The 22,318-nt window shown below is 66.8% G+C and carries 17 protein-coding genes; 10 read left to right on the top strand and 7 right to left on the bottom strand.

Features of this window, described 5'->3' with window-relative positions:
- The first annotated feature begins 437 nt into the window (after positions 1-437).
- The 6 genes from AB0J02_RS41300 to AB0J02_RS41275 all read left to right on the top strand — a co-directional run bounded on the left by AB0J02_RS41300 (position 438) and on the right by AB0J02_RS41275 (position 8,515).
- Positions 438-2,483 (top strand): bifunctional aldolase/short-chain dehydrogenase, encoded by a 2,046-nt coding sequence (locus AB0J02_RS41300; RefSeq protein WP_363199077.1) that lies wholly within the window; start codon positions 438-440, stop codon positions 2,481-2,483.
- A 425-nt stretch (positions 2,484-2,908) separates the two neighbouring features.
- Entirely contained in the window at positions 2,909-4,354 is a 1,446-nt protein-coding gene (locus AB0J02_RS41295) for a rhamnulokinase family protein (RefSeq protein WP_363199076.1), read from the top strand.
- Between the two features lie 73 nt (positions 4,355-4,427).
- Positions 4,428-5,201, top strand: a complete 774-nt coding sequence (locus AB0J02_RS41290) for a (Fe-S)-binding protein (RefSeq protein ID WP_363199075.1) — start codon at positions 4,428-4,430, stop codon at positions 5,199-5,201.
- The gene (locus AB0J02_RS41285; protein ID WP_363199074.1) at positions 5,198-6,676 is read left to right on the top strand and encodes a LutB/LldF family L-lactate oxidation iron-sulfur protein; all 1,479 of its coding nucleotides are present in this window, start codon (positions 5,198-5,200) and stop codon (positions 6,674-6,676) included. The genes AB0J02_RS41290 and AB0J02_RS41285 overlap by 4 nt, the downstream gene beginning before the upstream one ends.
- Positions 6,673-7,329 (top strand): LUD domain-containing protein, encoded by a 657-nt coding sequence (locus AB0J02_RS41280; RefSeq protein WP_363199073.1) that lies wholly within the window; start codon positions 6,673-6,675, stop codon positions 7,327-7,329. Before AB0J02_RS41285 ends, AB0J02_RS41280 begins: the two co-directional genes overlap by 4 nt.
- 22 nt (positions 7,330-7,351) lie before the next feature.
- On the top strand, positions 7,352-8,515 hold the full coding sequence (locus AB0J02_RS41275; RefSeq protein ID WP_363199072.1) for a betaine/proline/choline family ABC transporter ATP-binding protein: 1,164 nt from the start codon (positions 7,352-7,354) through the stop codon (positions 8,513-8,515).
- A 29-nt stretch (positions 8,516-8,544) separates the two neighbouring features.
- Here the strand turns inward: AB0J02_RS41275 and AB0J02_RS41270 are convergent, their stop codons facing one another.
- The 4 genes from AB0J02_RS41270 to AB0J02_RS41255 all read right to left on the bottom strand — a co-directional run bounded on the left by AB0J02_RS41270 (position 8,545) and on the right by AB0J02_RS41255 (position 12,115).
- The gene (locus tag AB0J02_RS41270) at positions 8,545-9,717 is read right to left on the bottom strand and encodes an FAD-binding oxidoreductase (protein ID WP_363199071.1); all 1,173 of its coding nucleotides are present in this window, start codon (positions 9,715-9,717) and stop codon (positions 8,545-8,547) included.
- An 84-nt stretch (positions 9,718-9,801) separates the two neighbouring features.
- On the bottom strand, positions 9,802-10,752 hold the full coding sequence (locus AB0J02_RS41265) for an ABC transporter substrate-binding protein (RefSeq protein WP_363199070.1): 951 nt from the start codon (positions 10,750-10,752) through the stop codon (positions 9,802-9,804).
- Complete coding sequence (locus tag AB0J02_RS41260; protein ID WP_363199069.1) at positions 10,749-11,423, bottom strand: ABC transporter permease subunit; 675 nt, start codon at positions 11,421-11,423, stop codon at positions 10,749-10,751. The genes AB0J02_RS41265 and AB0J02_RS41260 overlap by 4 nt, the downstream gene beginning before the upstream one ends.
- Complete coding sequence (locus tag AB0J02_RS41255; RefSeq protein WP_363199086.1) at positions 11,420-12,115, bottom strand: ABC transporter permease; 696 nt, start codon at positions 12,113-12,115, stop codon at positions 11,420-11,422. The genes AB0J02_RS41260 and AB0J02_RS41255 overlap by 4 nt, the downstream gene beginning before the upstream one ends.
- A gap of 176 nt (positions 12,116-12,291) precedes the next feature.
- Between AB0J02_RS41255 and AB0J02_RS41250 the strand changes: the two genes are divergently transcribed.
- On the top strand, positions 12,292-13,257 hold the full coding sequence (locus AB0J02_RS41250; protein WP_363199068.1) for a pirin family protein: 966 nt from the start codon (positions 12,292-12,294) through the stop codon (positions 13,255-13,257).
- Positions 13,258-14,104: 847 nt separating this feature from the next.
- Positions 14,105-14,758 carry a hypothetical protein gene (locus AB0J02_RS41245; protein ID WP_363199067.1) on the top strand — a complete coding sequence of 218 codons (654 nt, stop codon included), beginning with the start codon at positions 14,105-14,107 and terminating at the stop codon, positions 14,756-14,758.
- Here the strand turns inward: AB0J02_RS41245 and AB0J02_RS41240 are convergent.
- On the bottom strand, positions 14,712-15,881 hold the full coding sequence (locus AB0J02_RS41240; protein WP_363199066.1) for a hypothetical protein: 1,170 nt from the start codon (positions 15,879-15,881) through the stop codon (positions 14,712-14,714). The two genes, AB0J02_RS41245 and AB0J02_RS41240, sit on opposite strands and share 47 nt — an antisense overlap.
- A gap of 321 nt (positions 15,882-16,202) precedes the next feature.
- Between AB0J02_RS41240 and AB0J02_RS41235 the strand changes: the two genes are divergently transcribed.
- Positions 16,203-16,592: a hypothetical protein gene (locus tag AB0J02_RS41235; RefSeq protein WP_363199065.1), complete on the top strand. Its 390-nt coding sequence runs from the start codon at positions 16,203-16,205 to the stop codon at positions 16,590-16,592.
- Between the two features lie 218 nt (positions 16,593-16,810).
- On the opposite strand, the gene AB0J02_RS41230 is transcribed toward AB0J02_RS41235, so the two are convergent.
- Positions 16,811-18,694: a UvrD-helicase domain-containing protein gene (locus AB0J02_RS41230; RefSeq protein ID WP_363199064.1), complete on the bottom strand. Its 1,884-nt coding sequence runs from the start codon at positions 18,692-18,694 to the stop codon at positions 16,811-16,813.
- Positions 18,691-20,862 carry an ATP-dependent endonuclease gene (locus tag AB0J02_RS41225; protein ID WP_363199085.1) on the bottom strand — a complete coding sequence of 724 codons (2,172 nt, stop codon included), beginning with the start codon at positions 20,860-20,862 and terminating at the stop codon, positions 18,691-18,693. Before AB0J02_RS41225 ends, AB0J02_RS41230 begins: the two co-directional genes overlap by 4 nt.
- A 546-nt stretch (positions 20,863-21,408) precedes the next feature.
- Here AB0J02_RS41225 and AB0J02_RS41220 point away from each other — a divergent pair.
- Positions 21,409-22,257 carry a transporter gene (locus AB0J02_RS41220; RefSeq protein ID WP_363199063.1) on the top strand — a complete coding sequence of 283 codons (849 nt, stop codon included), beginning with the start codon at positions 21,409-21,411 and terminating at the stop codon, positions 22,255-22,257.
- Positions 22,258-22,318: the final 61 nt, after the last annotated feature.

Raw genomic sequence — 22,318 nt, 5'->3', positions numbered from 1 at the left:
GTACACTCCTGCCGACCGCGGCTGGGGGTGTGACCGGGTCACTCCTGCCGACCGCGGCTGGGGGTGTGACCGGGTCACTCCTGCCGACCGCGGCGGGGAGTGTGACCGCGTCACTCCTACCGCCCGCGGCTGGAGGACGTGCCGACACACTCCTGCCCGCCACGGCCAGGGGCGTGACCACAGCACCTCTCCGCCCACGGTCAGGGGCGTCACCGCAGCCCCCTGCGACCGAGGGCGCGTGGCCGTGTCGTTCTCCCGCCCGCGACTGGGCGTGACCGCGTCACTCCCGCCGCCCGCGACCGGGCGGCGCGTCACTCACTCCTGCCGACCACGGCCAGGAACGTCACCGCTTCACCGCCCCGCCCGCAGCTGAAGACGAGCCCGCACCCTCTTCCCGCCCGCTCCACCCGCTCACCCCACTCTCGAAGGAACCCGCAATGGCCTCCGCCACCCCTCCCGAAGTCGCCGCGCTCCTGGAGCGCTCGAACCGCCTGGGCGCCGACCCCCGCAACACCAACTACGCCGGCGGCAACACCTCCGCCAAGGGCACCGACACGGACCCGGTGACGGGTACGGACGTCGAGTTGATGTGGGTCAAGGGGTCCGGCGGCGACCTGGGCACCCTCACCGCGGGCGGCCTCGCCGCGCTGCGCCTGGACCGCCTGCGGGCGCTCACCGACGTGTACCCGGGGGTGGAGCGCGAGGACGAGATGGTCGCCGCGTTCGATTACTGCCTGCACGGCAAGGGCGGCGCCGCGCCGTCCATCGACACCGCCATGCACGGCCTGGTGGACGCCGCCCACGTCGACCACCTGCACCCCGACTCCGGCATCGCCCTGGCCTGCGCCGCCGACGGTGAGAAGCTGACCGCCGAGTGCTTCGGCGAGAAGGTGGCCTGGGTGCCGTGGCGGCGCCCCGGCTTCCAGCTCGGCCTGGACATCGCGGCCCTCAAGGCCGCGCACCCCGAGGCGATCGGCTGCATCCTCGGCGGACACGGGATCACCGCGTGGGGCGACACCGCCGAGGAGTGCGAGGCGAACTCGCTGTTCATCATCCGCACCGCGGAGACGTTCCTCGCCGAGCGCGGCAAGCCCGAGCCGTTCGGTCCGGTCATCGAGGGCTACGCGGCCCTGGGCGCGGCCGAGCGCCGGGCGCGTGCCGCCGAACTCGCCCCGGTGGTCCGTGGGTTGGCGTCCGGCGACCGCCCCCAGGTCGGGCACTTCGACGACTCGGAGACCGTTCTCGACTTCCTGGCGAGCGCCGAGCACCCGCGGCTCGCCGCGCTCGGCACCTCCTGCCCCGACCACTTCCTGCGCACCAAGGTGCGCCCCCTCGTACTCGACCTGCCGCCTTCGGCCGAACTCGACACCGTCGTGGCCCGGTTGAAGGAGCTGCACGCCGAGTACCGCGAGGAGTACGCCGCCTACTACGCGCGGCACGCCACCCCCGAGTCCCCCGCGATGCGCGGCGCGGACCCGGCGATCGTGCTCGTCCCGGGCGTCGGCATGTTCAGCTTCGGCAAGGACAAGCAGACGGCGCGCGTGGCGGGCGAGTTCTATCTCAACGCGATCAACGTGATGCGGGGCGCCGAGGCGGTCTCCACGTACGCGCCCATCGAGGAGTCCGAGAAGTTCCGTATCGAGTACTGGTCCCTCGAAGAGGCCAAGCTCCAGCGGATGCCGAAGCCGAAGGCGCTCGCCACGCGTGTGGCGCTCGTGACGGGTGCGGGCAGCGGCATCGGCAAGGCCATCGCGCACCGGCTCTCCGCCGAGGGCGCGTGTGTCGTCGTCGCCGACCTCAACGCCGAGGGCGCGGCCGCGGTCGCGGCGGAACTGGGCGGCCCGGACAAGGCCGTCGCGGTCGAGGTGGACGTCACGTCGGAGGAGCAGATCGCCGAGGCGTTCCGCGCCGCCGCGCTCGCCTTCGGCGGGATCGACCTGGTCGTCAACAACGCCGGCATCTCCATCTCCAAGCCGCTGCTGGAGACGACGGCCAAGGACTGGGACCTCCAGCACAACATCATGGCCCGCGGCTCCTTCCTCGTCTCCCGCGAGGCGGCCCGCGTCATGCGGCAGCAGGGCATGGGCGGCGACATCGTCTACATCGCCTCCAAGAACGCCGTGTTCGCCGGCCCCAACAACGTCGCCTACTCGGCCACCAAGGCCGACCAGGCCCACCAAGTGCGGCTGCTCGCAGCAGAGTTGGGCGCCGACGGCATCCGCGTCAACGGCGTCAACCCGGACGGTGTCGTACGCGGCTCCGGCATCTTCGCGGGCGGCTGGGGCGCGCAACGCGCGGCGACGTACGGCATCGAGGAGGAGAAGCTGGGCGAGTTCTACGCCCAGCGCACCCTGCTCAAGCGCGAGGTCCTCCCGGAACACGTCGCCAACGCGGTGTTCGCCCTGACGGGCGGCGACTTGACCCACACCACGGGATTGCACGTGCCGGTGGACGCGGGAGTCGCGGCGGCGTTCTTGCGCTGACCGCGGGAGGGGGCGGAGCCATCTCCACATGCGGCTCCGCCCACCGCGGACCGCGGGGCCGCGTCGATACGCGGCTCCGCTCGCCGCGGGTCGCGGGACTGTTTCCGAGGACGCCGACCGCGTCCGTCCGACCCCACCGCGGAAGCGCCGAGCGCCAGGGGCGCGGGGAACTGCGCGAGCAACCACGACGCACCCGCAGGCGCCAACCACGCCCCTACGCTCCACGGCGGGCCGCGCGACAGCATCCACACAGCCCCACCACGGAAGCACCGGCCGCCCAGCACCCCGCCAGGGGCGCGGGGAACTGCGCAAGCAACCACGACGCACCCGCACCGGCAGCCGCACCGGCACCGGCACCGGCACCGGCACCGGCACCGGCACCCGCCAACGATCCACCAACCCGCAACGGCGCAAAGGCGACCCCCATGCCCACCACCCCCTACGCCGCGATAGACCTGGGCGCATCGAGCGGCCGAGTCATCACGGCCCAGGTCACCCCGCACTCCCTCACCCTGAACGAAGCGCACCGTTTCCAGAACAGACCGGTCCGCGTCGGAGGCCACCTCCACTGGGACATCCTCAGCCTCTACGCAGGCACCCTGGAAGGCCTCCGCAGGGCAGGCCAGATCCGTTCCCTCGGCATCGACAGCTGGGCCGTCGACTACGGCCTCCTCGACGCGGACGGCGCCCTCCTCGGCAACCCGCTCCACTACCGGGACACCCGCACGGAGCACACGGCGGAGAAGGTCTGGGCAAGCGTGCCCCCGCCGGAGCTGTACGCCACGACCGGCCTCCAATACGCCCCGTTCAACACCCTCTACCAACTCACCGCGGCCCGCGACACGGCGCAACTCCGCACAGCGAGCCGCGTGTTGCTCATCCCGGACCTCCTCACGTACTGGCTCACGGGACAGCAGGGCACCGAGCTGACGAACGCCTCGACCACCCAGCTGATCGACCCGCGCACGGGCGACTGGGCGCACGACCTCGCGGCCCGCACGGGCATCGACCTGAACCTCTTCGCCCCACTGCGCCGCCCCGGCGACCGGGCCGGCGAGCTGCTCCCCCACGTCCTGGACGAGACCGGCCTCACCGGACCCGTCCCGGTGACGACCGTGGCCTCGCACGACACCGCGTCGGCCGTCGCCGCGGTCCCGGCCACCGGGGGCGGGAACTTCGCGTACATCTGCACCGGCACCTGGTCCCTCGCGGGTCTCGAACTCGACGCTCCCGTCCTGACGGAGGAGAGCCGTGCCGCGAACTTCACGAACGAGCTCGGCATCGACGGCACCGTCCGCTACCTGCGCAACATCATGGGCCTGTGGCTGCTCCAGGAGTGCCAACGCGCCTGGGGCGGAACGGACTTGACGGAGCTGCTCGACGCGGCCGCGCGGGCGCCAGGCCTTCGCTCGGTCGTCGACGCGGGCGACGCCGCGTTCCTCGCCCCCGGCGGTATGCCGGACCGGATCGCCGCCGCCTGCCGCGCCACCGGCCAGCCCGAGCCCCGCACCCGCGCCGAACTGACCCGCTGCATCCTCGACTCACTCGCGCTCGCCCACCGCAGGGCCGTCGCGGAGGCGGCCCGGCTGGCCGACCGCCCGGTCGACGTCGTGCACATCGTCGGCGGCGGCGCCCGCAACGCCCTGCTGTGCCAGCTGACCGCCGACGCCTGCGGGCTGCCGGTGGTGGCGGGCCCCGCGGAGGCCGCCGCACTCGGCAACGTCCTCGTCCAGGCGCGCGCCGACGGCCTCCTCGGCGACCGGGCGGCGATGCGCCGGCTGGTCGCCGACACCCAGCCGCTGACGCGCTACGCGCCGCGCGGCGACAGGGCCGAGTGGGCGGCGGCCGAGGCCCGTGTCGCCGGCCCGTGACCGGAAACCCTTCACGACGTACCCTGCACCCATCCGATGACCGAGCCGAAACAACTGAGCCGAAGGGGCCACGATGCGTGTCGCGCTCTTCCTGACGTGTGTCAACGACACGCTCTACCCGGACACGGGCCGTGCCGTGGTGAAACTCCTGACCAGACTGGGCGTGGAAGTGGATTTCCCGGCCGCCCAGACCTGTTGCGGGCAGGCCCACTACAACACCGGCTACCGGCACGAGGCCGAACCTCTCGCCCGCCACTTCTCCGATGTCTTCGGGCCGGGCATCGGTTCGGGTGAGTACGACGCGATCATCACGCCGTCCGGCTCGTGCGCGGCGATGGTGCGCGAGCTGTACCCGCGGATGGGCGAGCGGGCGCGGGCCGAGGGCCGCGGCGACGGCCTCGCCACGACACTCGCACCGGTGGTCCCCAGGACGTACGAACTGACGGAGTTCCTGGTGGACGTCCTCAACGTCACGGACGTCGGCGCCTACTACCCGCACAAGGTGACGTACCACCCGACCTGTCACGGCCTGCGCTCCCTCGGCCTCGGTGACCGTCCCACTCAACTCCTGCGGGCGGTCGAGGGACTTGAGCTGGTGGAGCTGCCGGGCGCGGCCGAGTGCTGCGGCTTCGGCGGCACGTTCGCGGTGAAGAACTCCGATGTCTCGGCGGCGATGGGCACGGACAAGGTGCGCAACGCCGAGTCGACGGGCGCGGACGTGCTGTGCGCCGCCGACAACTCGTGCCTGATGCACATCGGCGGCACGATGAGCCGGCTGCACACGGCGTTGCGGCCGGTCCACATCGCGGAGATCCTGGCGAGCACCGAAGAGGAGCCCCTGTCATGAGCGGCACGTATCTCGGCATGCCCGCCTTCCCGAAGGCCGCGCACGACGCCGTACGCAACACCACCCTGCGCGCCAACCTGAAGCACGCCACCCACACCATCCGCGACAAGCGGGCCCGCGCGGTGGCCGAGCTCGACGACTGGGCGGAGCTGCGCGAGGCGGGCAAGGAGATCAAGGACCACACGCTCCGCCATCTCGATCACTATCTGGTCCAGTTGGAGGAGTCGGTGACGGCGGCGGGCGGCACCGTGCACTGGGCCGCCGACGCGGCTGAGGCCAACCGGATCGTGACCCGGCTCGTGCAGGAGACGGGCGAGTCGGAGGTCGTCAAGGTCAAGTCGATGGCCACGCAGGAGATCGGGCTGAACGAGGCGCTCGAAGCGGCCGGGATCGCCGCCTACGAGACCGACCTCGCCGAGCTCATCGTGCAGCTCGGCAAGGACCGCCCCTCGCACATCCTGGTCCCGGCGATCCACCGCAACCGCGGTGAGATCCGCGCCATCTTCGAGCAGGAGATGGGTCATTGGGGCCGCCCGGCGCCCGAAGGGCTGACCGACACCCCGGCCGAACTGGCCGAGGCGGCCCGGCTGCATCTGCGCGAGAAGTTCCTGCGCGCCAAGGTCGGCATCTCCGGCGCCAACTTCATGGTCGCCGAGACCGGCACCCTGGTCGTCGTCGAGTCCGAGGGCAACGGCCGGATGTGCCTGACCCTGCCCGAGACGCTGATCTCGGTCGTCGGCATCGAGAAGATCGTGCCGACCTGGCGCGACCTGGAGGTCTTCCTCCAGACGCTGCCGCGCTCCTCGACGGCGGAGCGCATGAACCCGTACACCTCGACCTGGACCGGCACCACCGACTCCGACGGCCCCCGGACCTTCCACCTGGTCCTGCTCGACAACGGCCGCACCGACACCCTCGCCGACGAGGTCGGCCGCCAGGCCCTGCGCTGCATCCGCTGCTCGGCGTGCCTGAACGTCTGCCCGGTCTACGAGCGGGCCGGCGGCCACGCCTACGGCTCGGTCTACCCCGGCCCGATCGGCGCCATCCTCAGCCCCCAACTCCGGGGCACCGCAAGCGAGATCGACGCCTCACTCCCGTACGCCTCCTCGCTCTGCGGAGCCTGCTACGAGGTGTGCCCGGTCGCCATCGACATCCCCGAGGTGCTGGTGCATCTGAGGGAACGGGTCGTCCAGGGCGGCGAGGCGACCCGGAACGGCGCGAAGGTGACGCTCAAACCGGCGAAGGGGCACGCGGCGGAACGGGCCGCGATGCGCGCGGCCCGCTGGGCGTTCACCCATCCGGCCGCACTCGGCACCGGCCAGCGCCTGGCCTCCCGCACCCGCCGCTTCCACCCGCGCACGGTGCCCGGCCCCGGGAAGGCCTGGACCGCGACCCGGGACCTGCTGAAGGTACCCGCGGAACCCTTCCGCGACTGGTGGCAGCGCACGAACGGTGGAAAGGACGGGAACAAGTGAGCAGCAGGGACGTGATCCTGGGCCGGGTGCGCCGCGCACTCGGCGACCCGGCCGGGGCCCCGACGACGTACGAGAAGTACGAAGAGGGCATCACCCGGGGCTATCTGCGCGAGCACGGCTCCCGCACGACCGAGCGGACGGTCGAACTGCTCGCGGAGAACCTCGCCGACTACCGGGCCATCGTGCATCGCAGCACGCGCGCGGAACTGGGGCGGACGATCACGCGCCTGCTGGCCGAGCACGGCTCGCGGACAGTGGTCGTCCCCCCGGAGCTGCCCGAGGACTGGCTGGCCGGGACGGACGCGACCCGCATCCATGACGAGGCCGCCAACACGCCCGCCGAACTCGACGGAGTCGACAGCGTCGTCACGGGCTGCGCCGTGGCGGCCGCCGAAACGGGCACGATCGTGCTCGACGGCTCCCCCGACCAGGGCCGCCGCCGCATCACCCTCGTCCCCGACCACCACATCGTCGTGGTGCGCGTCCCCGACCAGGTCGTCTCCTCCGTCCCGCAGGCCCTCGAACGCCTCGACCCGACCCGCCCGCTCACCTGGATCTCGGGCCCGTCCGCGACCAGCGACATCGAGCTCGACCGGGTCGAGGGCGTGCACGGACCGCGCACTCTCGAGGTGATTCTGGTGAGCGCGGAGTAACGGGCGCGGTTAGCGTAAGTCCATGATCCGGTTCGATCAGGTCACCAAGCGGTACGCGGACGGCACGACGGCGGTCGACGGCCTCTCCTTCGAGGTCGCCGAGGGCGAACTGGTCACGCTCGTCGGCCCGTCCGGCTGCGGCAAGACCACCACGATGATGATGGTCAACCGGCTCATCGAGCCGACGTCCGGCCGTATCCACGTCGACGGCGAGGACATCGCCACACTCGACCCGGTCAGGCTGCGCCGCCGCATCGGCTACGTCATCCAGCAGGTCGGCCTCTTCCCGCACCGCACGGTCCTCGACAACACGGCGACCGTGCCCGCGCTGATCGGCTGGAAGAAGGCGAAGGCGCGGGCGCGCGCCGCCGAACTGCTCGATCTGGTGGGCCTGGACCCGAAGACGTTCGGCAGCCGCTATCCGGAGCAGCTCTCGGGCGGCCAGCGCCAGCGCGTGGGCGTGGCCCGGGCGCTCGCCGCGGACCCGCCGGTGCTGCTGATGGACGAGCCGTTCGGTGCCGTCGACCCGGTGGTGCGCGAGCAGTTGCAGGACGAGTTCCTGCGCATGCAGGCGGCGGTGCGCAAGACGGTCCTGCTGGTCACGCACGACATCGAGGAGGCGGTCCGGCTGGGCGACCGGATCGCGGTGTACGGGCAGGGCCGCATCGAGCAGTACGACACCCCGGGCGCGGTCCTCGGTACGCCCGCGACGCCGTACGTCGCCGAGTTCGTCGGCGCGGACCGCGGGCTCAAGCGTCTGTCGGTCACCGAGATCGAACCGCATGACCTGGAGCAGCCCGCGGTGGCCCGCCTCGACGAGTCCACGGCGCAGGCCGTTGCGCGAATGCGGGGCGAGGGCGCGCGGTGGGCCGTGGTCCTGGACGAGGGGGGCGATCTGCACGGCTGGGTGGGTGTCGAGGAGGCCACGCAGGCCGGGCCCGACGGGCGGGTGCGCGATCTCGCGCACCGGATGAACGCGTGGGTACCGGTCGGCGCGCCGCTCAAGCAGGCGTTCGGCGTGATGCTCCAGCACGACGCGGGGTGGGTGGCGGTCCTCGACGGCTCGCGCTTCCTCGGCGTCCTCACCCCGGCCAAACTGCACGAGGCGCTGCGCCGCTCGGTCGACGCGGACGCGCAGGGAATCGGGCGCGACGAGGTGGAGTTCGACTCGGTCGCCGACGCCTGAGGCGCCCTCCGCTCCCCGGGAGTCTCACCCTAAGGTTCACGTTGAGGCTGCGGGCGTCGGCGGTTCATCGCACGCAGATTCTCGTCGTGTACGTCGCCGGGTACGGCCCGGTCCGGCCGGTACGCGGTGAGTTCCGTGGCGGGCCGTCCGGTGGTGATCTCCTGCGCGGCGAGCCGGCCGAGGACCGGGGCCAGGGTGACCGCGCTGTGCGAGACGAGGTGGTACAGACCGGGCGCCCCGGGCACCTCGCCCACCAGTGGCAGTCCGTCGTGCGGTACGGGCCGCACGCCGATCCGGGCGTCCTCGATCCGGGCCCGCGCGAGGCCCGGCAGGACGGTTCCGGCGCGCCGGTGCAGTTCCCGCGGAAGCCCGTCGACGCGCGGCTGGACGGCGCCGTCGAGCCGCGCGTCGACGTCCCAGGACAGAGCCAGCACCCCGCCGCCGGGCGTGGGCCGCAGATCGATGTCCGGGGCGGCGACGATCGCGGTGAGCGGGGCTCCCGCAAGCGCGTCGCTCTCGGTCACGAGCCCCGGGACCCGCCGCATCGGCAACCGCACCCCGGCGAACCCCGCGACGCGATCGGCCCCGGGACCCGCGCAGTTCACGACGGCATCGGCACTGAAGGAACGGTCGCCCGCCACCACCCCGGTGATCCGCCCTGCCACCCGCGTCAGGCCGGTGACGGCGACCCCGAGGCGCGTCTCGGCGCCGTGCCGCACAGCGGCGTCGAGCAGGGTGTGCACGAAGCGCGGCGCGTCGAACCAGCAGGCGCTTCCGTGGACCACGACCTCGTCCGCACCACAGGCGGCGGGGTCCACGGCCGGTGCCAGTTCGCGCAGCACGGACGGCGGGGCGAGGCGGCAGTCCTGGCCCCAGCCCTGGGCTCGCAGGGCCCGCTCGCGCAGCGCCTGTTGCGCCGCGTCGCCGTCGGCCCACTGCAGGAGGGGCGCGGGGTGGCGCCACGCGGGACCGCCGAGCGCCTCGGACAGGAAGCGATGCTCATCGGAGCCCTGCCGGTTCAGGCGGTAGTACGCGTACGGGGTCTTCAGGTGGGTCACGTCCGCGGAGAACGTGGCGCCGGAGGTGCCGGCCGCGGGCCGCGCCTCCTCCTCCACGACGACGACCCGGACGCCCGCGCGGGCCAGGTGATAGCTGACGCAGGCACCGAGCACGCCGGCGCCGACGACGACAGCTGATTCCATGGGCGATCCTGTTCGGAGGGTTCACCGAGGGGCGGGCGTTTCACGTTCCCGCGTCGCGGCCCCCGCACACCCTCCCGTACCGGCCTACTTCAGCAACCCTTTGTCCTCCAGGTAGGTCTTGGCGACGTCCTCCGGCAGTCTCCGCCAGCTGTCGACCTGCTGGTTCATGGAGGCCAGATCCTTGGTCGTGAGTACGGAGTTGAGGGCGCCGAGGGCTTGGGCGACCTTCTCGCTGCCGGCCCGCGCCCGGTTCACGACGGGCACGATGTAGTCGGCGTTCTGCAGTTTCTTGTCGTCGGTGAGCAGGACCAGCCCGAAGTCGGAGAGTGTCGCGTCGGTGCTCGTGGTCAGCACCATCTGGTCCTGCCCGCTCTGCACGGCCTTCTTGGACTGGGTGGTGCCGACGCCCTTCGGGTCGACACCGGTGATGCCGATCCCGTAGACCTTCTTCAACCCCGGTTCGCAGTAAGGGCGTTGGACGCACTCGTCACCCGCGGCGAGCCGCACCTTCAACCCGGCGGCGCCGAGATCGCTGAGCGTCTTCAGACGGTGCTGAGCGGCGTAGGACTCGGCGACGGCGAAGGCGTTCTGGTCGACGGCCCTGCCGGGGTCGAGGACGTCCAGGCCGCGGGGGCGGGCCAGGGACCGCAGGGACTTCATGGTGGCGGCGAGGTCGGGTGAGCCGACGGGCGCGGCGTCGGCCCCGTTGGTCTTGGCGTTCAGCCAGTCGGCGAAGGTGGCCGCGTACTCCGGGACGACGTCGATCTGCCCGGATTCCATGGCGGGTTCGTACAGTTCCCGGTTGGCGACGGACAGGATCTCGGTGCCGTAGCCGGCGTTCTTCAGGAGCAGCGAGTACATGGTGGCGAGCAGGTCGCTCTCGGTGAACCCGGCGGAGCCGATGACGAGGTGCTTGCTGTCGCCGGGCGGCGCGGTCACCTCGCCCTGGTTCTCCAGGGAGGGCCCGGTGGCACACCCGGCGACGAGCAGCCCGAGCCCCAGCGACGCCACGAACCTGCGCACCGTCCCGCTCACCCGACCCTCCCCCGCGCCCGGGACGGCGCGAGCCGCTCGACGATCTCGAAGAGCCCCTCGACGACGAGGGCGAACACGGCGACGAGTACGGCGCCCGCGACGACCTGGGGGGTGCTGGCGAGGTTGAACCCTGCGGTGATGATGCGCCCGAGCCCGCCGCCGCCCGCGAGCGCGGCGATGGTGGCGGTGGCGACGAGCTGCACGGCGGCGATCCGCACCCCGTTCATGATCATCGGCAGGGCGAGCGGGGCCTCCACCCGCAGCAGCATCTGCCGCCCGGTCATGCCCATGCCCCGCGCGGCCCGGACGACCTCCCGGTCGACGCCGCGCATGCCCACGTACGCGTTGGTGAGCAGCGGCGGCACGGCGAACAGGACGAGGGCGACGACGGTGGGTCCTTCGCCGTACTGCCCGAGAGGGGTGAGGAGCAGCAGCACGAGGACGGCGAAGGTGGGCACGGCACGCCCTGCGTTGGAGATGTTGACGGCGAGCGCCCCGCCCTTGCCCAGATGCCCGAGCACCAGGGCGACGGGCAGGGCGATCAGGCAGCTGAGGACCAGGCAGACGATCGTGAGCACCAGGTGCTGGGTGAGCCGGTGCCAGATGCCGTCGTCGCCGGACCAGTGCGCGGCGTCGGCCAGCCAGTGCCAGGCGTCGGTGAGGGTCTTCACGCGCGGCTCGCTCTCGTCCAGGGGGTGAGGAGTCGGCCCACGCCGAGGAGCGCCAGATCAGCGGCGATGGCGATGACGACGCAGAGCACGGAGGCGGTCAGCACCTGCGCCTTGAAGTACGTGTTCATGCCCGCGTAGATCAGGTTCCCCAGGCCCCCGTGGCCGACGATGGCGCCGACGGTCACCAGCGACACGGCCGACACGGTCGCGATGCGCAGTCCGGCCATGGCGGCGGGCAGGGCGAGGGGCAGTTCGACGGTGAGCAGCAGCCGGATCGGCCCGTAGCCCATGCCGCGGGCGGCCTGCCGGGTCTCTTCGGGCACGGCGCGCAGCCCGGCGAGGATGTTCCGCACGAGCAGGGTCAGCGAGTACAGCACGAGACCGGCGACGACGAGCGTGGCGGAGAGCCCGTAGGCGGGCAGCAGCAGCGAGAACATGGCCAGCGACGGAATCGTGTAGAGCACGGTCGTCAGGGCGAGCACGGGCCCGGCGGCCCAGCCCCAGCGGCGCGCGACGACGGCCAGCGGCACGGCGATGACGAGGGCGATCGCGACGGCGAGGAGGGTGATCTGCAGATGCTGCACGACGGCGTCGACGAGGATGTGCCGGCGCGTGCTCAGATACGCGCCGCAGATCCAGTCGTTGCGGGCGAGGCAGTCGTCCGGCGGCAGGGTGTCGGGCACCGCGGTCACGAGGGGCACTCGTCCATTCCAGTGGCAAGGGCGACGGGTGGCGCGCTGGGGTGACCCGTACGGGCGGCGGACGCGCCCAGCCGCGCGCCGACCGACGGGGCGACTTCGCCGCACGGGCGCGGCGACTTCCCCGTACGGGCCTGACGGGCCGCCGTGGCGGGTCTAGGTTGTCGGGCATGAGCAATCTTGACCGCGAGGCCGTTCCCTCGGTGTGCGGCGGGCGTGGCTTCGTCGTCGCCGAACCGGTCCGTGAACTCCTCAGCCCGCGCCACGTCCGGCTCGGCGCTTCCACGGAGGTACGCAGACTGCTGCCGAACCTGGGCCGGCGGATGGTCGGGGCCTGGGCGTTCGTCGACCACTACGGCCCCGACGACATCGCGGACGAGCCGGGCATGCAGGTGCCGCCGCACCCGCACATGGGCCTGCAGACCGTGAGCTGGCTGCACGACGGCGAGGTCCTGCACCGCGATTCGACCGGCGGCCTGCAGACGATCCGCCCCCGCGAGCTGGGCCTGATGACGTCGGGCCGCGCGATCTCGCACTCCGAGGAGAGCCCCCGCCGGCACGCCCGCCTCCTGCACGGCGCCCAGCTCTGGGTGGCCCTCCCCGACGCCCACCGCCACACGGACCCCCACTTCGAGCACCACGCCGAGCTGCCCCGCGTGACCGCCCCCGGCCTGACCGCCACGGTCGTCCTGGGCACGCTCGACGGGGCGACGTCCCCCGGCACCACATACACCCCGCTCGTCGGCGCGGACCTGACCCTGACCGCAGGTGCCGACGTCCGCGTCCCCCTGGACCCCGACTTCGAGTACGCGGTCCTCTCGATGTCCGGCGACTCCCACGTCGACGACGTCCCGCTCCGGCCCGGCTCGATGCTCTACCTAGGCTGCGGCCGCACCGAACTCCCGGTCCGGGCGACGTCGGACGCGGGCCTCATGCTGCTGGGCGGGGAGCCTTTCGAGGAGGAACTGGTGATGTGGTGGAACTTCATCGGCAGGTCGCAGGACGATATCACTCAGGCCCGGGAGGACTGGATGAGTGGGTCGCGATTTGGGGATGTGAAGGGGTACGACGGGGGGCGGCTGGACGCGCCTGAGTTGCCGCCTGTGCCGCTTAAACCCCGAGGTCGGGTGCACTGAACGGACTGTTCTCGCCGTGACCAAAGCATGGATCGGCGAACAGCAACGTTGACCCGCCAGCGTTCCCTTCAACACGATCGCAAATGCCTTTTGCGACGCCCAGGCCCGCACTTGCGAGTCGCAAGTTTCGTCAGCTGTAGCCAGCTTTAGTCGGACTGATGCTGACCCAATGCTGACTTTCGTGACACCTCGTCAGGTCTAGTTCGGCGTGCGAGCTCTCCCCCGACCCAGCCTTCTGAGCTCGTGCTTCTGCAGCCAGAACTGAGCCCCCGCCTCGACGCGCGGCGGCCCAAGCGCTGAGGAGCAACCTCCTTCGGGGGAACGATGCTGACTTGAGGAGCCGGTTGCACGGTTCCCACAACTGGCTGCGGAGCCGCCGCGCAGGGATTCTTCATGGCGGCTCCGCAGCTGTTCCCCGTCCCCTGAACCAGGATGCTCACGAGTTCGCCCCGCATACGGAGGACCACAGCGGCGGCGTGGCCGCCTGGCGCGGCTCATCACACTCACTCGATCACGTCTGTGCCCACCGACACAGGCCCGCAAGGGTCTTTCACCAGTCCCTCCACATCAGACATCCGCCTACATGTACATGCCGCACTGTTCCGCCAACGGCAGTGGCGAGGGGTAGTCAAAGTCCACCACCGCGGAACGCGATCTCCGACTCAGCGTCGGCTGGTCAAAGTGCGGGCGGGCGGATGACGAGAGCGGCCGTCTGATCACGTTGGGGCGGGGCTTCGGGTCCTGCCACGTTTCCGTTGCGTGTGAGGCTTGTTCGCTCCTTCTGCTTTGCGGGTGGGCGTTCCTGTGATTGCGTGCCGTGTGCTGTCGTTCTTGGGGGACGTGTGTGATGTCGTCGAAGTTGGACCTTGATGTTGCTCGTCGAGTCTGTGAGGTGGCGGCTGGTGGCTCGCTGTCGACGGATTCGTCGGTGGTGGAGGTCCGGGCGCGTGGCGTGCAGACGGTGCTGGCCGTCCGGTTGAACACGGCCGAGGTGGAACGTCGACAGCGTGAAGGTATGGCACCGCTTTTGGACATCGCTGTCCTCGACGGGTTGATGCAGTTGCCCGCCGGATTGCCGGTGCCCGCGTCGTCGTTGTCTCCGCTCGAGCGGAAGCTGTTGCGGCAATGTCCGGCTGGAGCGGTGCAGTGGCGGGACGGGACGCTGGTACGTCAAGCAGTTCGGCCGCTGCGTGTGGACGCAGCGGTAGTGCGGTCACTGCGGCCGACGATGAGCTGTTTGCGGCGGGCGGGCCGGTTCGGCGCCTACGCGGCCACGTCGGTGTGGCTGAACGGGTCTGCGAAGGATGTGGAACTGCTGGTGATGGAGGCAGCGGTGTACGGCATCGGTGTAGTACGAGGCCGAGCCGACGAGGCGCCAGATTTGCTGGTGGCGCCTCGCGGGCTGCCACAGCCGCGGCATACCGCGGCGGGCTGGCTGCTGGCGGAGCAGGTGTTCAGTGAGCTGGCAGGTCCTGACCGGGTTCCTGAATCCACTCGCTGAGCCACTGGGGTACTTCCAGTTCGCCGGGTGCGGAGAGTTTTTCGCGGAGTCTCCGGTGTGCTTCGACAGCGTTCCAGCAGATTTCTTGCCAGGCGGCGAGCCGGGCTTGTCCTGGCGCCGCGCGCTGGAGTTCCTGGGCCCAGGGCAGCCAGGTGGCGATGTTGTGCCGGTTGGCTGCTTCTTGGTGAGCGCGGTTCTCATGCTGGAAGCGCGTGAGGGATGCGCCTTGGCATTCGCTGCATTCGCACCTCGGTGGGTCAGTGTCGCCGTAGAGGATCTCCAGGGTGTCGGCGTTGAAGTAGCGGAGGAGCTGTGGGTGCAGCACGGTCGTGGTGACAGCCCGGTGCGTCCGATTCTTGGGCGGCGGGGCGCCTGGGGTGCGGACGTGGCGGAGCGGCGTCTGCATGCCGATGGAGGCGAAAACAGCGCCGCGTGCGTAGGCGTCGAGCCCGGCCAGGTCAGTGCGGATCAGAGCAGCCCGTTCTAGGCCGCCGATCAGTCTGCTCAGTGCAGTGGCCATTCCTTTGAGTTTGAGTGGGTTGTAGATGGAACCCAAGGTAATGGCTTTGATGTGGGGCAATCGGCCGAGTTCTCCGCTCAGCCAGTCGACGTCGTCGTCGCTGCGCAACCATCCGTGATCAAGCGGGACGGTGAGGATGGTCCGTTCGGCTTCCAGTTCGCCGGCGGCATCCACGGCGGCAGTGATGATGGCGCGCTTGCCTGCCTTGATGTAGCGGGTGGGCGTAAGCGCTGCTGCGACGCCGTTGCCGAGTTGCACGTCGAGAAGGCCCTGCAGGCTGCTGCCGTCTTCGTCGTCGAGGAATGACAGCTGCCCCGACTGGCGGATGAGGTCAGGTCTGAAGGGCTCCTCGCACGTGGCGTATTCCTCATAGGCTGCGGGGTCGACGAGTTGCAACAGTTCGCCAGGATTGTGGCCATGGAACGATCTGGCCGTCTGGATGGCGTCCGTTCCGCACAAGGTGAGCCCGTCATGGGTCTGCCCCATTTGCGCGAGATCGGCGCGAACTCCGTTGCCAGTCCGGGTGTGCACGAGAATCTTGTCTTGCAGCAGGTCCCATGCGGGTGGTGGTGTCCGTAAGTGGTCGCCGGGCTGTCCCGTCATCCGTCCTCCCCCAGTCACGGATCGCGAAGTACCCGTTTCAAAGAGTGCAAGGGGCAAGTAGCGGGGGCAAGAGGGCGTACCAGTCGAAAAGTTGGCGAGGCGAGCATCTGCTCCAACACTGTGCGGCACTCTGCCTCCCCGGTGGTGCTTTCGGCGGGCATTCGTGAAGCTGTGGTCTGTGGCGTTCGACGCCACTCGATGCGTCCAACGCCTCACCAGGGCTCCCCCGTCTGAGGTAGGAGAGAACGAGTCTGCTGCACGGCACGCTCGGGTGACATCTGAACTGGCGCGCCCTGTAGGGCGACTAGGAAGCATGCAGCTGTGCCCAAGCCCTATCCGGAAGAGTTCCGTCAGGACGTCGTGCGGGTCGTGAGGACCCACGGCCCGGGCGTGACGATCGAGCAGGCGCCGGCCACCTCCGGAGTCCACGCGATGACGCTGCAGAAATGGATGCGGCGCACGGACACCGAAGAAGGGACAAACTCTGGAACGACTAGCCAGGACAACACAAAACCACGGGAAGCGCGCCAGCGGATCAAGCTGCAGGATCAGGAGAACAGGGCCTGCTCGGCTGTGGGGAGGATAGGCGGTTCCTCAACTCCTGCTTCAACGACATCGACCAACAGCGCGCTCGCGTCATCAAAGCGCAGGGCAAAGGGTGAAGTGCGGATCGCGCTGTATCAAGAAGTCGAAGCTCTCCCTGTCCTCTGAGACCAGGGCAGTTCGAGAGTTGCCTCGCACGTCCAATTGTCTCCGACGGCATGGACCCCAACCGCACACGAAGGCTGCCCAGACACGTCGATCGATTGTCCCACCACTCAAGTGTGGCGGTGCCCTTGCGACTGTCCACAGTCCAAGTATTACGAGCGAGTAGGCGGCCGTGTGTCAGTGGTGCAGAGCCTGAGATCAAAAGGTCGCACTACGGACTCTTAGTTCAGGTCAGCGACAGTCAGCATCTTCTCTGGCGACACGATATTTGACTCCTCAACTGCCTCCTTAGCCGCTGCCACATCGGCTGCAAAAATGACAATGGCGAGCGAGCCGACTGCGCGCGACACACAGACGTATAGAAGGCGCCGCGTTCGCTCCAAAACCGAGTCCTTACCGTTGGCCAAGTTCCTCCTATCGGTATCCGAGAGCTCTCTAATTCCGAACAACTTTTCGTAGGAATAGAGACTGTATGCGCCTTCTTCGTCATCCAGCACCACGATCACCTTGGAGAATTCTGAGCCCTTGGTTCCGTGTTGCGTGGAGTATGGAGACTGTTGCTGAATGTACTTGAAGTACGGATCCAGTTCACCCACGTCACACGCCACAAAGGCGTCGAGAGTCTCCTTTACCTGGTCAGAAAGTATGATTCCTGCATGTTCACCGTCTGGTTCCAAGTATGCAGAGAGTCGCGGATCCGGAGTTACAAGTCCAGAATCGACTGCCGCCCTCAGCGCGTCACCTACGGATCCGGAGCCACCCATCGACACAGTTTCACGAAGCTTTTTGACGGCATTTCGCGCAGAAGCCAGACTTCTTTTAACGTCCAAGTCGGGCAATTCCGAATTAAGCAACCCGCCGCGCTTGCGAATAACAGAAATCACAGAGGGCGAGTCAACGGCAGCAGTCGCACAGATGGGAAGGATCACTTCTTCGAACGGTCGTAGCGCCCAAGAGGTGCCCTCTTCAAACGCTTCTTTCAAACTCTTAGATCCCCCGTCATGGAACGCCGAGTAGAGGTGCGCGAATCCCATGCGCTTCGCGACCATTCTGTGGACAATCATGAGGATTTTTGCACCCTCGCCATTGTCCACTGAATCCGCGGACCAACTGCCAGCATTACTGTTTCGTCCAAGCCATACGCGTACCCGCTCCAGACGCTCACTCCGTTGGCCATCGGCAGGCAGGACAAATACAAAGCACTCCCCAGCCGATCGGTCTTCAACGCGTCGTCCGGGCACTTGAGTCACGCCATCGGCCTCAGATCGCACCTGATTAATCACGCGGAGGACTTGCTCTGAGCTGCGAAAGTTCTCCGGCTTCTCGATCTGGGACCATCCCTCTTCGGGGATTACTGGCCCCACACCCCGTTGATAGATCTGCTGCATAGGATCGCCAAAAAAACCAAGACACACGGCGCCGGGAGACTGAGCACCAATGTGCTTGAGCGCCTCGACAACGTTGGGGAAAGTGTCTTGACTCTCATCGACGAAGATGTAGGGGTGCTTTCTGGCAATGATTCTGCTTAGCAGATCACTGGCGAGGATTAGTTCGGGAACCATGGTAATTACATCCTCATGGCCAAGGACCCCCTTGCCATAATCGCTCCCGGTGCCGTAGCCGTAGCGTCCTACTTGCTCAATAAGAACAAGTTGAGAATTGAGCTTGCCCAAGTCGGACGCATCTTTATTTTTCGTTCCGTCTCGCGTCCTTGAGGAATAATTAGCCTGCTTCGCCTCAATCTCGGCGATCGCTTTCTCTATACGTCTACGAACCCACTTGGCGATGTCTTTTTGGAATGGTCTAATGAGTGACCAGAGAAAGCTATGGATGGTAGAAACCGCAACCAGGGGGCTGTTTCCTACGTCTGAATGAATTTCTTTTGCTGCCACTTCCGTGTAGGTAATGCAGGCTACCTGCTGGGTTCGATTTCGCAGACGTGCTCCATGCGTCTGAATCACGTGATCTAGCGCCTTGACAAGCGAGGTTGTCTTACCCGAACCGGCGCCGGCGACCATGACAAAGCAACCGAGTTCCCTCCCATCCAAGAGCCCGCGCAAATTAATATCGGCTGACGTATCCGGCGCAGCAAGTCTGGAGCTCACTCAGGATCCTCGACCGTAAGGGAGGCAGCAGAAGGGCCGAAGGACGGGACGGGAATAAGACGGTCCCGAAGCCAACGCAGCCCGTCCATGATGTAATGCGGAGCTGTCCACGTTTTATCTTGCTCTGCCATAACCCCCAGAGCAAACCTCGTTTTTTCGAGGTTTCTCACACGTGTGAAGATTGCATCGTGAAGTTCACCAAGCTTCATCTGCTCGGACTTTTGAATATAGAGGCCGAGGATCTTTCTCGACTGCTTCTGAGTCCACGCCAGATTCTCAAGAGCGAAGGCTTCCTCAAGTGTGCGCCCTGCTAGTTGGGTTGATTCAGTGCCCCATACGACTGGCCGTCGGTCTTGGAAGGCGACTCGAATATTTGTTTTCCCTCCCTTGCCTTTGGCAACTCTTTCAGCGTATGGAAGCTCCAAGAAATCGTCGATCGTGGCCAACTTCGGGAACCAATACTTCAAGGATTCGTTTGAGGTGACACATTCGGGAACCGTAGTCTTGCACGCCGAACTCCGTCCAGAATCTTTCTGGGCTGCCTCACCCGGTGCTGCCTCAACGCTATCTAGATCAGTAATGGCTAGCGTCGTAATTTCCAGGAAGTTCAGCAACTCCTGAAACTTATGGGCAAATGCACCTCCCACTTCAAGAATAGTGAGATGGCTTGCCTGAAGGTCCGGGAAGTGACGCTCAATAATCAGCGGTAGGAGCAGTCGCTCAACATTTCCCTCTACGAGAATTGCCGCGTCGGCGAAGAAGAGGTCACAGTGAGTGAGTTTTAAATACTGCTGCAGAAACTCACGCGTTGCCTTTTCTTCTCCGTTGTAGAAGACAGACAGATTCTTCACCTCGCTGCGGTGCAGCGCACCTTCTTTCCTATCCCGGCAGAAGTAACGGATCGGATGGAAGTTACTTTCATACAGAATATGCGACGAATGTGTAGTCACAACCATCTGCGTGCAGAACCCGGGCTTGGCCTCAGGCAGTAACTCAAATACCCTGCGGATGAAAACCTGCTGGAGCTGTGCGTGAAGGTGAGCTTCTGGTTCCTCGATCATGACTAGGTGCACCGGAGGACGCTCGCCCTCTACGTCTTCCCAGGCATGATGGAAATCAAGAATCTCAACAGCCATGTAAATCAGATTTTTGAACCCAAGACCGTTGTACTGGTCTGGCAACACCTGGGATGATTCAGCAGGAGAGGATCCGTGCGCAGCAGGAAGTACGTAGTGCACACGAGCGCTTGTACTCAACATACTCTGCACATTGAACGAGGCCTTTACGACCAGCCCAGCATTACTCGCTCCTGGGTACCCAAGATGTTCAATGCTGCCCAGAATAGAGCCGAATGCCTGAGCAAAATGCTCGTTCAGGGCAGACTCGGAATTAGCAATCGCGCTCAGTGCCTCGAGATCTGTCTCGAACTTCTCAAGATTGCGTTGATAGTACCTACCAAGTCTACGAGATAGGTCTTCGGCTCGGCCGTGAGATTCTGCGTCAGTGAGATGCCTCTGCGCATTGAGGAAATCCACCTTGATGAGCGCGCTGACCATCGCACTGGCACCAGAGGAACTTGATCCCACGTAGAATGGTTCGTAGCCTTGCTTGGGTACAAGGTCTTCATCGCATTCTCGGGCATCGAGTACGTAGTACTTCGTTTCGTACTCGCTAGTAAGCCTCTTGCGTAGGTAATCGGTGAGATCCTGGGGCCAAGGCTTGTATGAGGCGTCGGCTGTCTGCTCAGGGTATCTTCTCTCACCGCGCGCTTGCTGATAATTCGACAGCATCACCTCAGGGCTTTTTGGAGCATAGACCATGCGAAGGCCTACCGGTTCCCCACTCCAATCTAGACCGGGCAACAAATCTAGAACTCGGTGAATGTTCTCATCATCCACATGGAACCAGAGGTCGAAGCAGATCTTCGGTAAGTCCTTCTCCTCATCGTCGGTAGCAGGGTCGAATTTATTGAATGCTTCCCAGCAGTCTGCCGTGAAGTCGTAAATTTGAAAGTGGACCCTAGGGTCAAGGAAACGCTGAAATACATGAGTCGCGGAAGTTTTTCCGCTGTTATTCGCCCCGACGAAAATCGTCGTCTGCTGATCCAGGTCTACCCGCACGTCCTTGAGGCGACGAAAGTTCTGCACTCGAAAAGACTTAATGTGCACTGAATCCACATCCCTCAATGTTCCTGGGTCACTCTTCCGCCAGGCTGGTCGCACAGGTTATACGACAGGAGGCTGGTGTGACTCAGGATTCCCAGAATCACTCCTGGAGGAGTCGGCGCGTGGTTCCACCACCACACCGAACGTAAATCGCTCTGATGTTCGACGTGACTGGCGGCGGGATTGTTTCCGCCGTGTACCTGCGGCTCAACGCCCAAGGCGCGGCGGTCGGGTGTTTCGGTAGAGCCGTCCCCTACGTCGTCAGCGTCTGCTGAATGCTCTTCCACAGCGCCTCCCTGTGAAAGCCGGTGTCAATGTCACCTCTTCTGTGGTAGGCGCTTGTTACTCCGTCGATCGGTTCGCCCCGTTCGACGGCCCCGTCGTGCGGCGCGGTAGGCAAGCAACCTCAGCGTCCGGAATAGCTGCTTCCTGACCTGGATTACTCATCAACAAGGATCGGTGACATCGCGGGGAGGGCTCATGAGTAACCTGAAGGTCTTCAAGATCAGGGGCCGGGATGCCACGGAGATCCCAGGTGAAGCCGTAGGCTTGGAGGTCGAGCTGCAGCGGCTGATTCAAGCCAACATGGAGGCCATGCTCGGTATTCGCTTCCTGGCCACTGAGTACCGAACAGGGCGCCACGGAGGTCGGATCGACTCGCTCGGTCTAGACGAGAACGGCGCGCCGGTCATCGTCGAATACAAGCGGACCCGCGACGAGGCGGTCGTCGTCCAGGGGCTCTCGTACCTGTGCTGGCTCCAGGATCACCACCACGAGTTCGAAAGCCTGGTCCACGCCCGGCTCGGCGAGAAGGCCGCCGAAGAAATCGACTGGGGCGCCCCGCGGATCGTGTGCATCGCCGGCGCCTTCACCTACAACGAGACGGTGGCGGTGGAGATGATCCCGCACCGGATTGACCTCATGGCGTACCGGGTCTTCGACGACTCCGTCGCGCTGCAACTCGTCACCGCGACTGGGGGCATCCGGACCACGGCGCGCGGCAAGACATCGTCGCCGGCCCGCGCGGGTTCCGCAGCACAGAAGTCGGTCCAGCAGCATCTCGACGCGTCACCACAGGACCTTCGCGAACTGTACGGAGATCTCGACAAGCTGCTGCTGTCGAACCAAGCCGTGCAGATGGAGTCGCAGGTGCACTACTTCTCGTACAGACGGATCAAGAACGTCGCCACGGTGCGCGTCCAGCCGAGGAACAGGCTGCTCGTGGTGAATCTGCGCCTCGATCCGGACACCGTTGATCTGTGTGACGGATTCACCCGGGACCTGCGAGGGCTCGGCAGCCTCGGGCTGCAGGGCGATGTCGTCGAGGTGCGCATAGCTTCCCGCGAGCATCTCGACCGCGCGGCCGATCTGATCCGACGCAGCGTAGAGGCCGGATAACCCGCTTAGAGCTCGTAACACGATCTTGGTGAAACGTGCTGGTTGGCCGTGACGGGTGTGA

Origin of the sequence: Streptomyces sp. NPDC050264, from assembly GCF_040655895.1 — a bacterium.
Lineage (GTDB): Bacteria > Actinomycetota > Actinomycetes > Streptomycetales > Streptomycetaceae > Streptomyces.
Note: the sequence above shows the minus strand (reverse complement) of the source record. Positions and strands in the feature narration are given on the sequence as shown.

What these genes read in the sequence shown, in the direction of transcription:
- AB0J02_RS41300 (WP_363199077.1), top strand. Translation starts at nt 438, where the DNA reads ATGGCCTCCGCCACCCCTCCCGAAGTCGCCGCGCTCCTGGAGCGCTCG.
- AB0J02_RS41295 (WP_363199076.1), top strand. Translation starts at nt 2,909, where the DNA reads ATGCCCACCACCCCCTACGCCGCGATAGACCTGGGCGCATCGAGCGGC.
- AB0J02_RS41290 (WP_363199075.1), top strand. Translation starts at nt 4,428, where the DNA reads ATGCGTGTCGCGCTCTTCCTGACGTGTGTCAACGACACGCTCTACCCG.
- AB0J02_RS41285 (WP_363199074.1), top strand. Translation starts at nt 5,198, where the DNA reads ATGAGCGGCACGTATCTCGGCATGCCCGCCTTCCCGAAGGCCGCGCAC.
- AB0J02_RS41275 (WP_363199072.1), top strand. Translation starts at nt 7,352, where the DNA reads ATGATCCGGTTCGATCAGGTCACCAAGCGGTACGCGGACGGCACGACG.
- AB0J02_RS41270 (WP_363199071.1), bottom strand. Translation starts at nt 9,717, where the DNA reads ATGGAATCAGCTGTCGTCGTCGGCGCCGGCGTGCTCGGTGCCTGCGTC.
- AB0J02_RS41250 (WP_363199068.1), top strand. Translation starts at nt 12,292, where the DNA reads ATGAGCAATCTTGACCGCGAGGCCGTTCCCTCGGTGTGCGGCGGGCGT.
- AB0J02_RS41245 (WP_363199067.1), top strand. Translation starts at nt 14,105, where the DNA reads ATGTCGTCGAAGTTGGACCTTGATGTTGCTCGTCGAGTCTGTGAGGTG.
- AB0J02_RS41240 (WP_363199066.1), bottom strand. Translation starts at nt 15,881, where the DNA reads ATGACGGGACAGCCCGGCGACCACTTACGGACACCACCACCCGCATGG.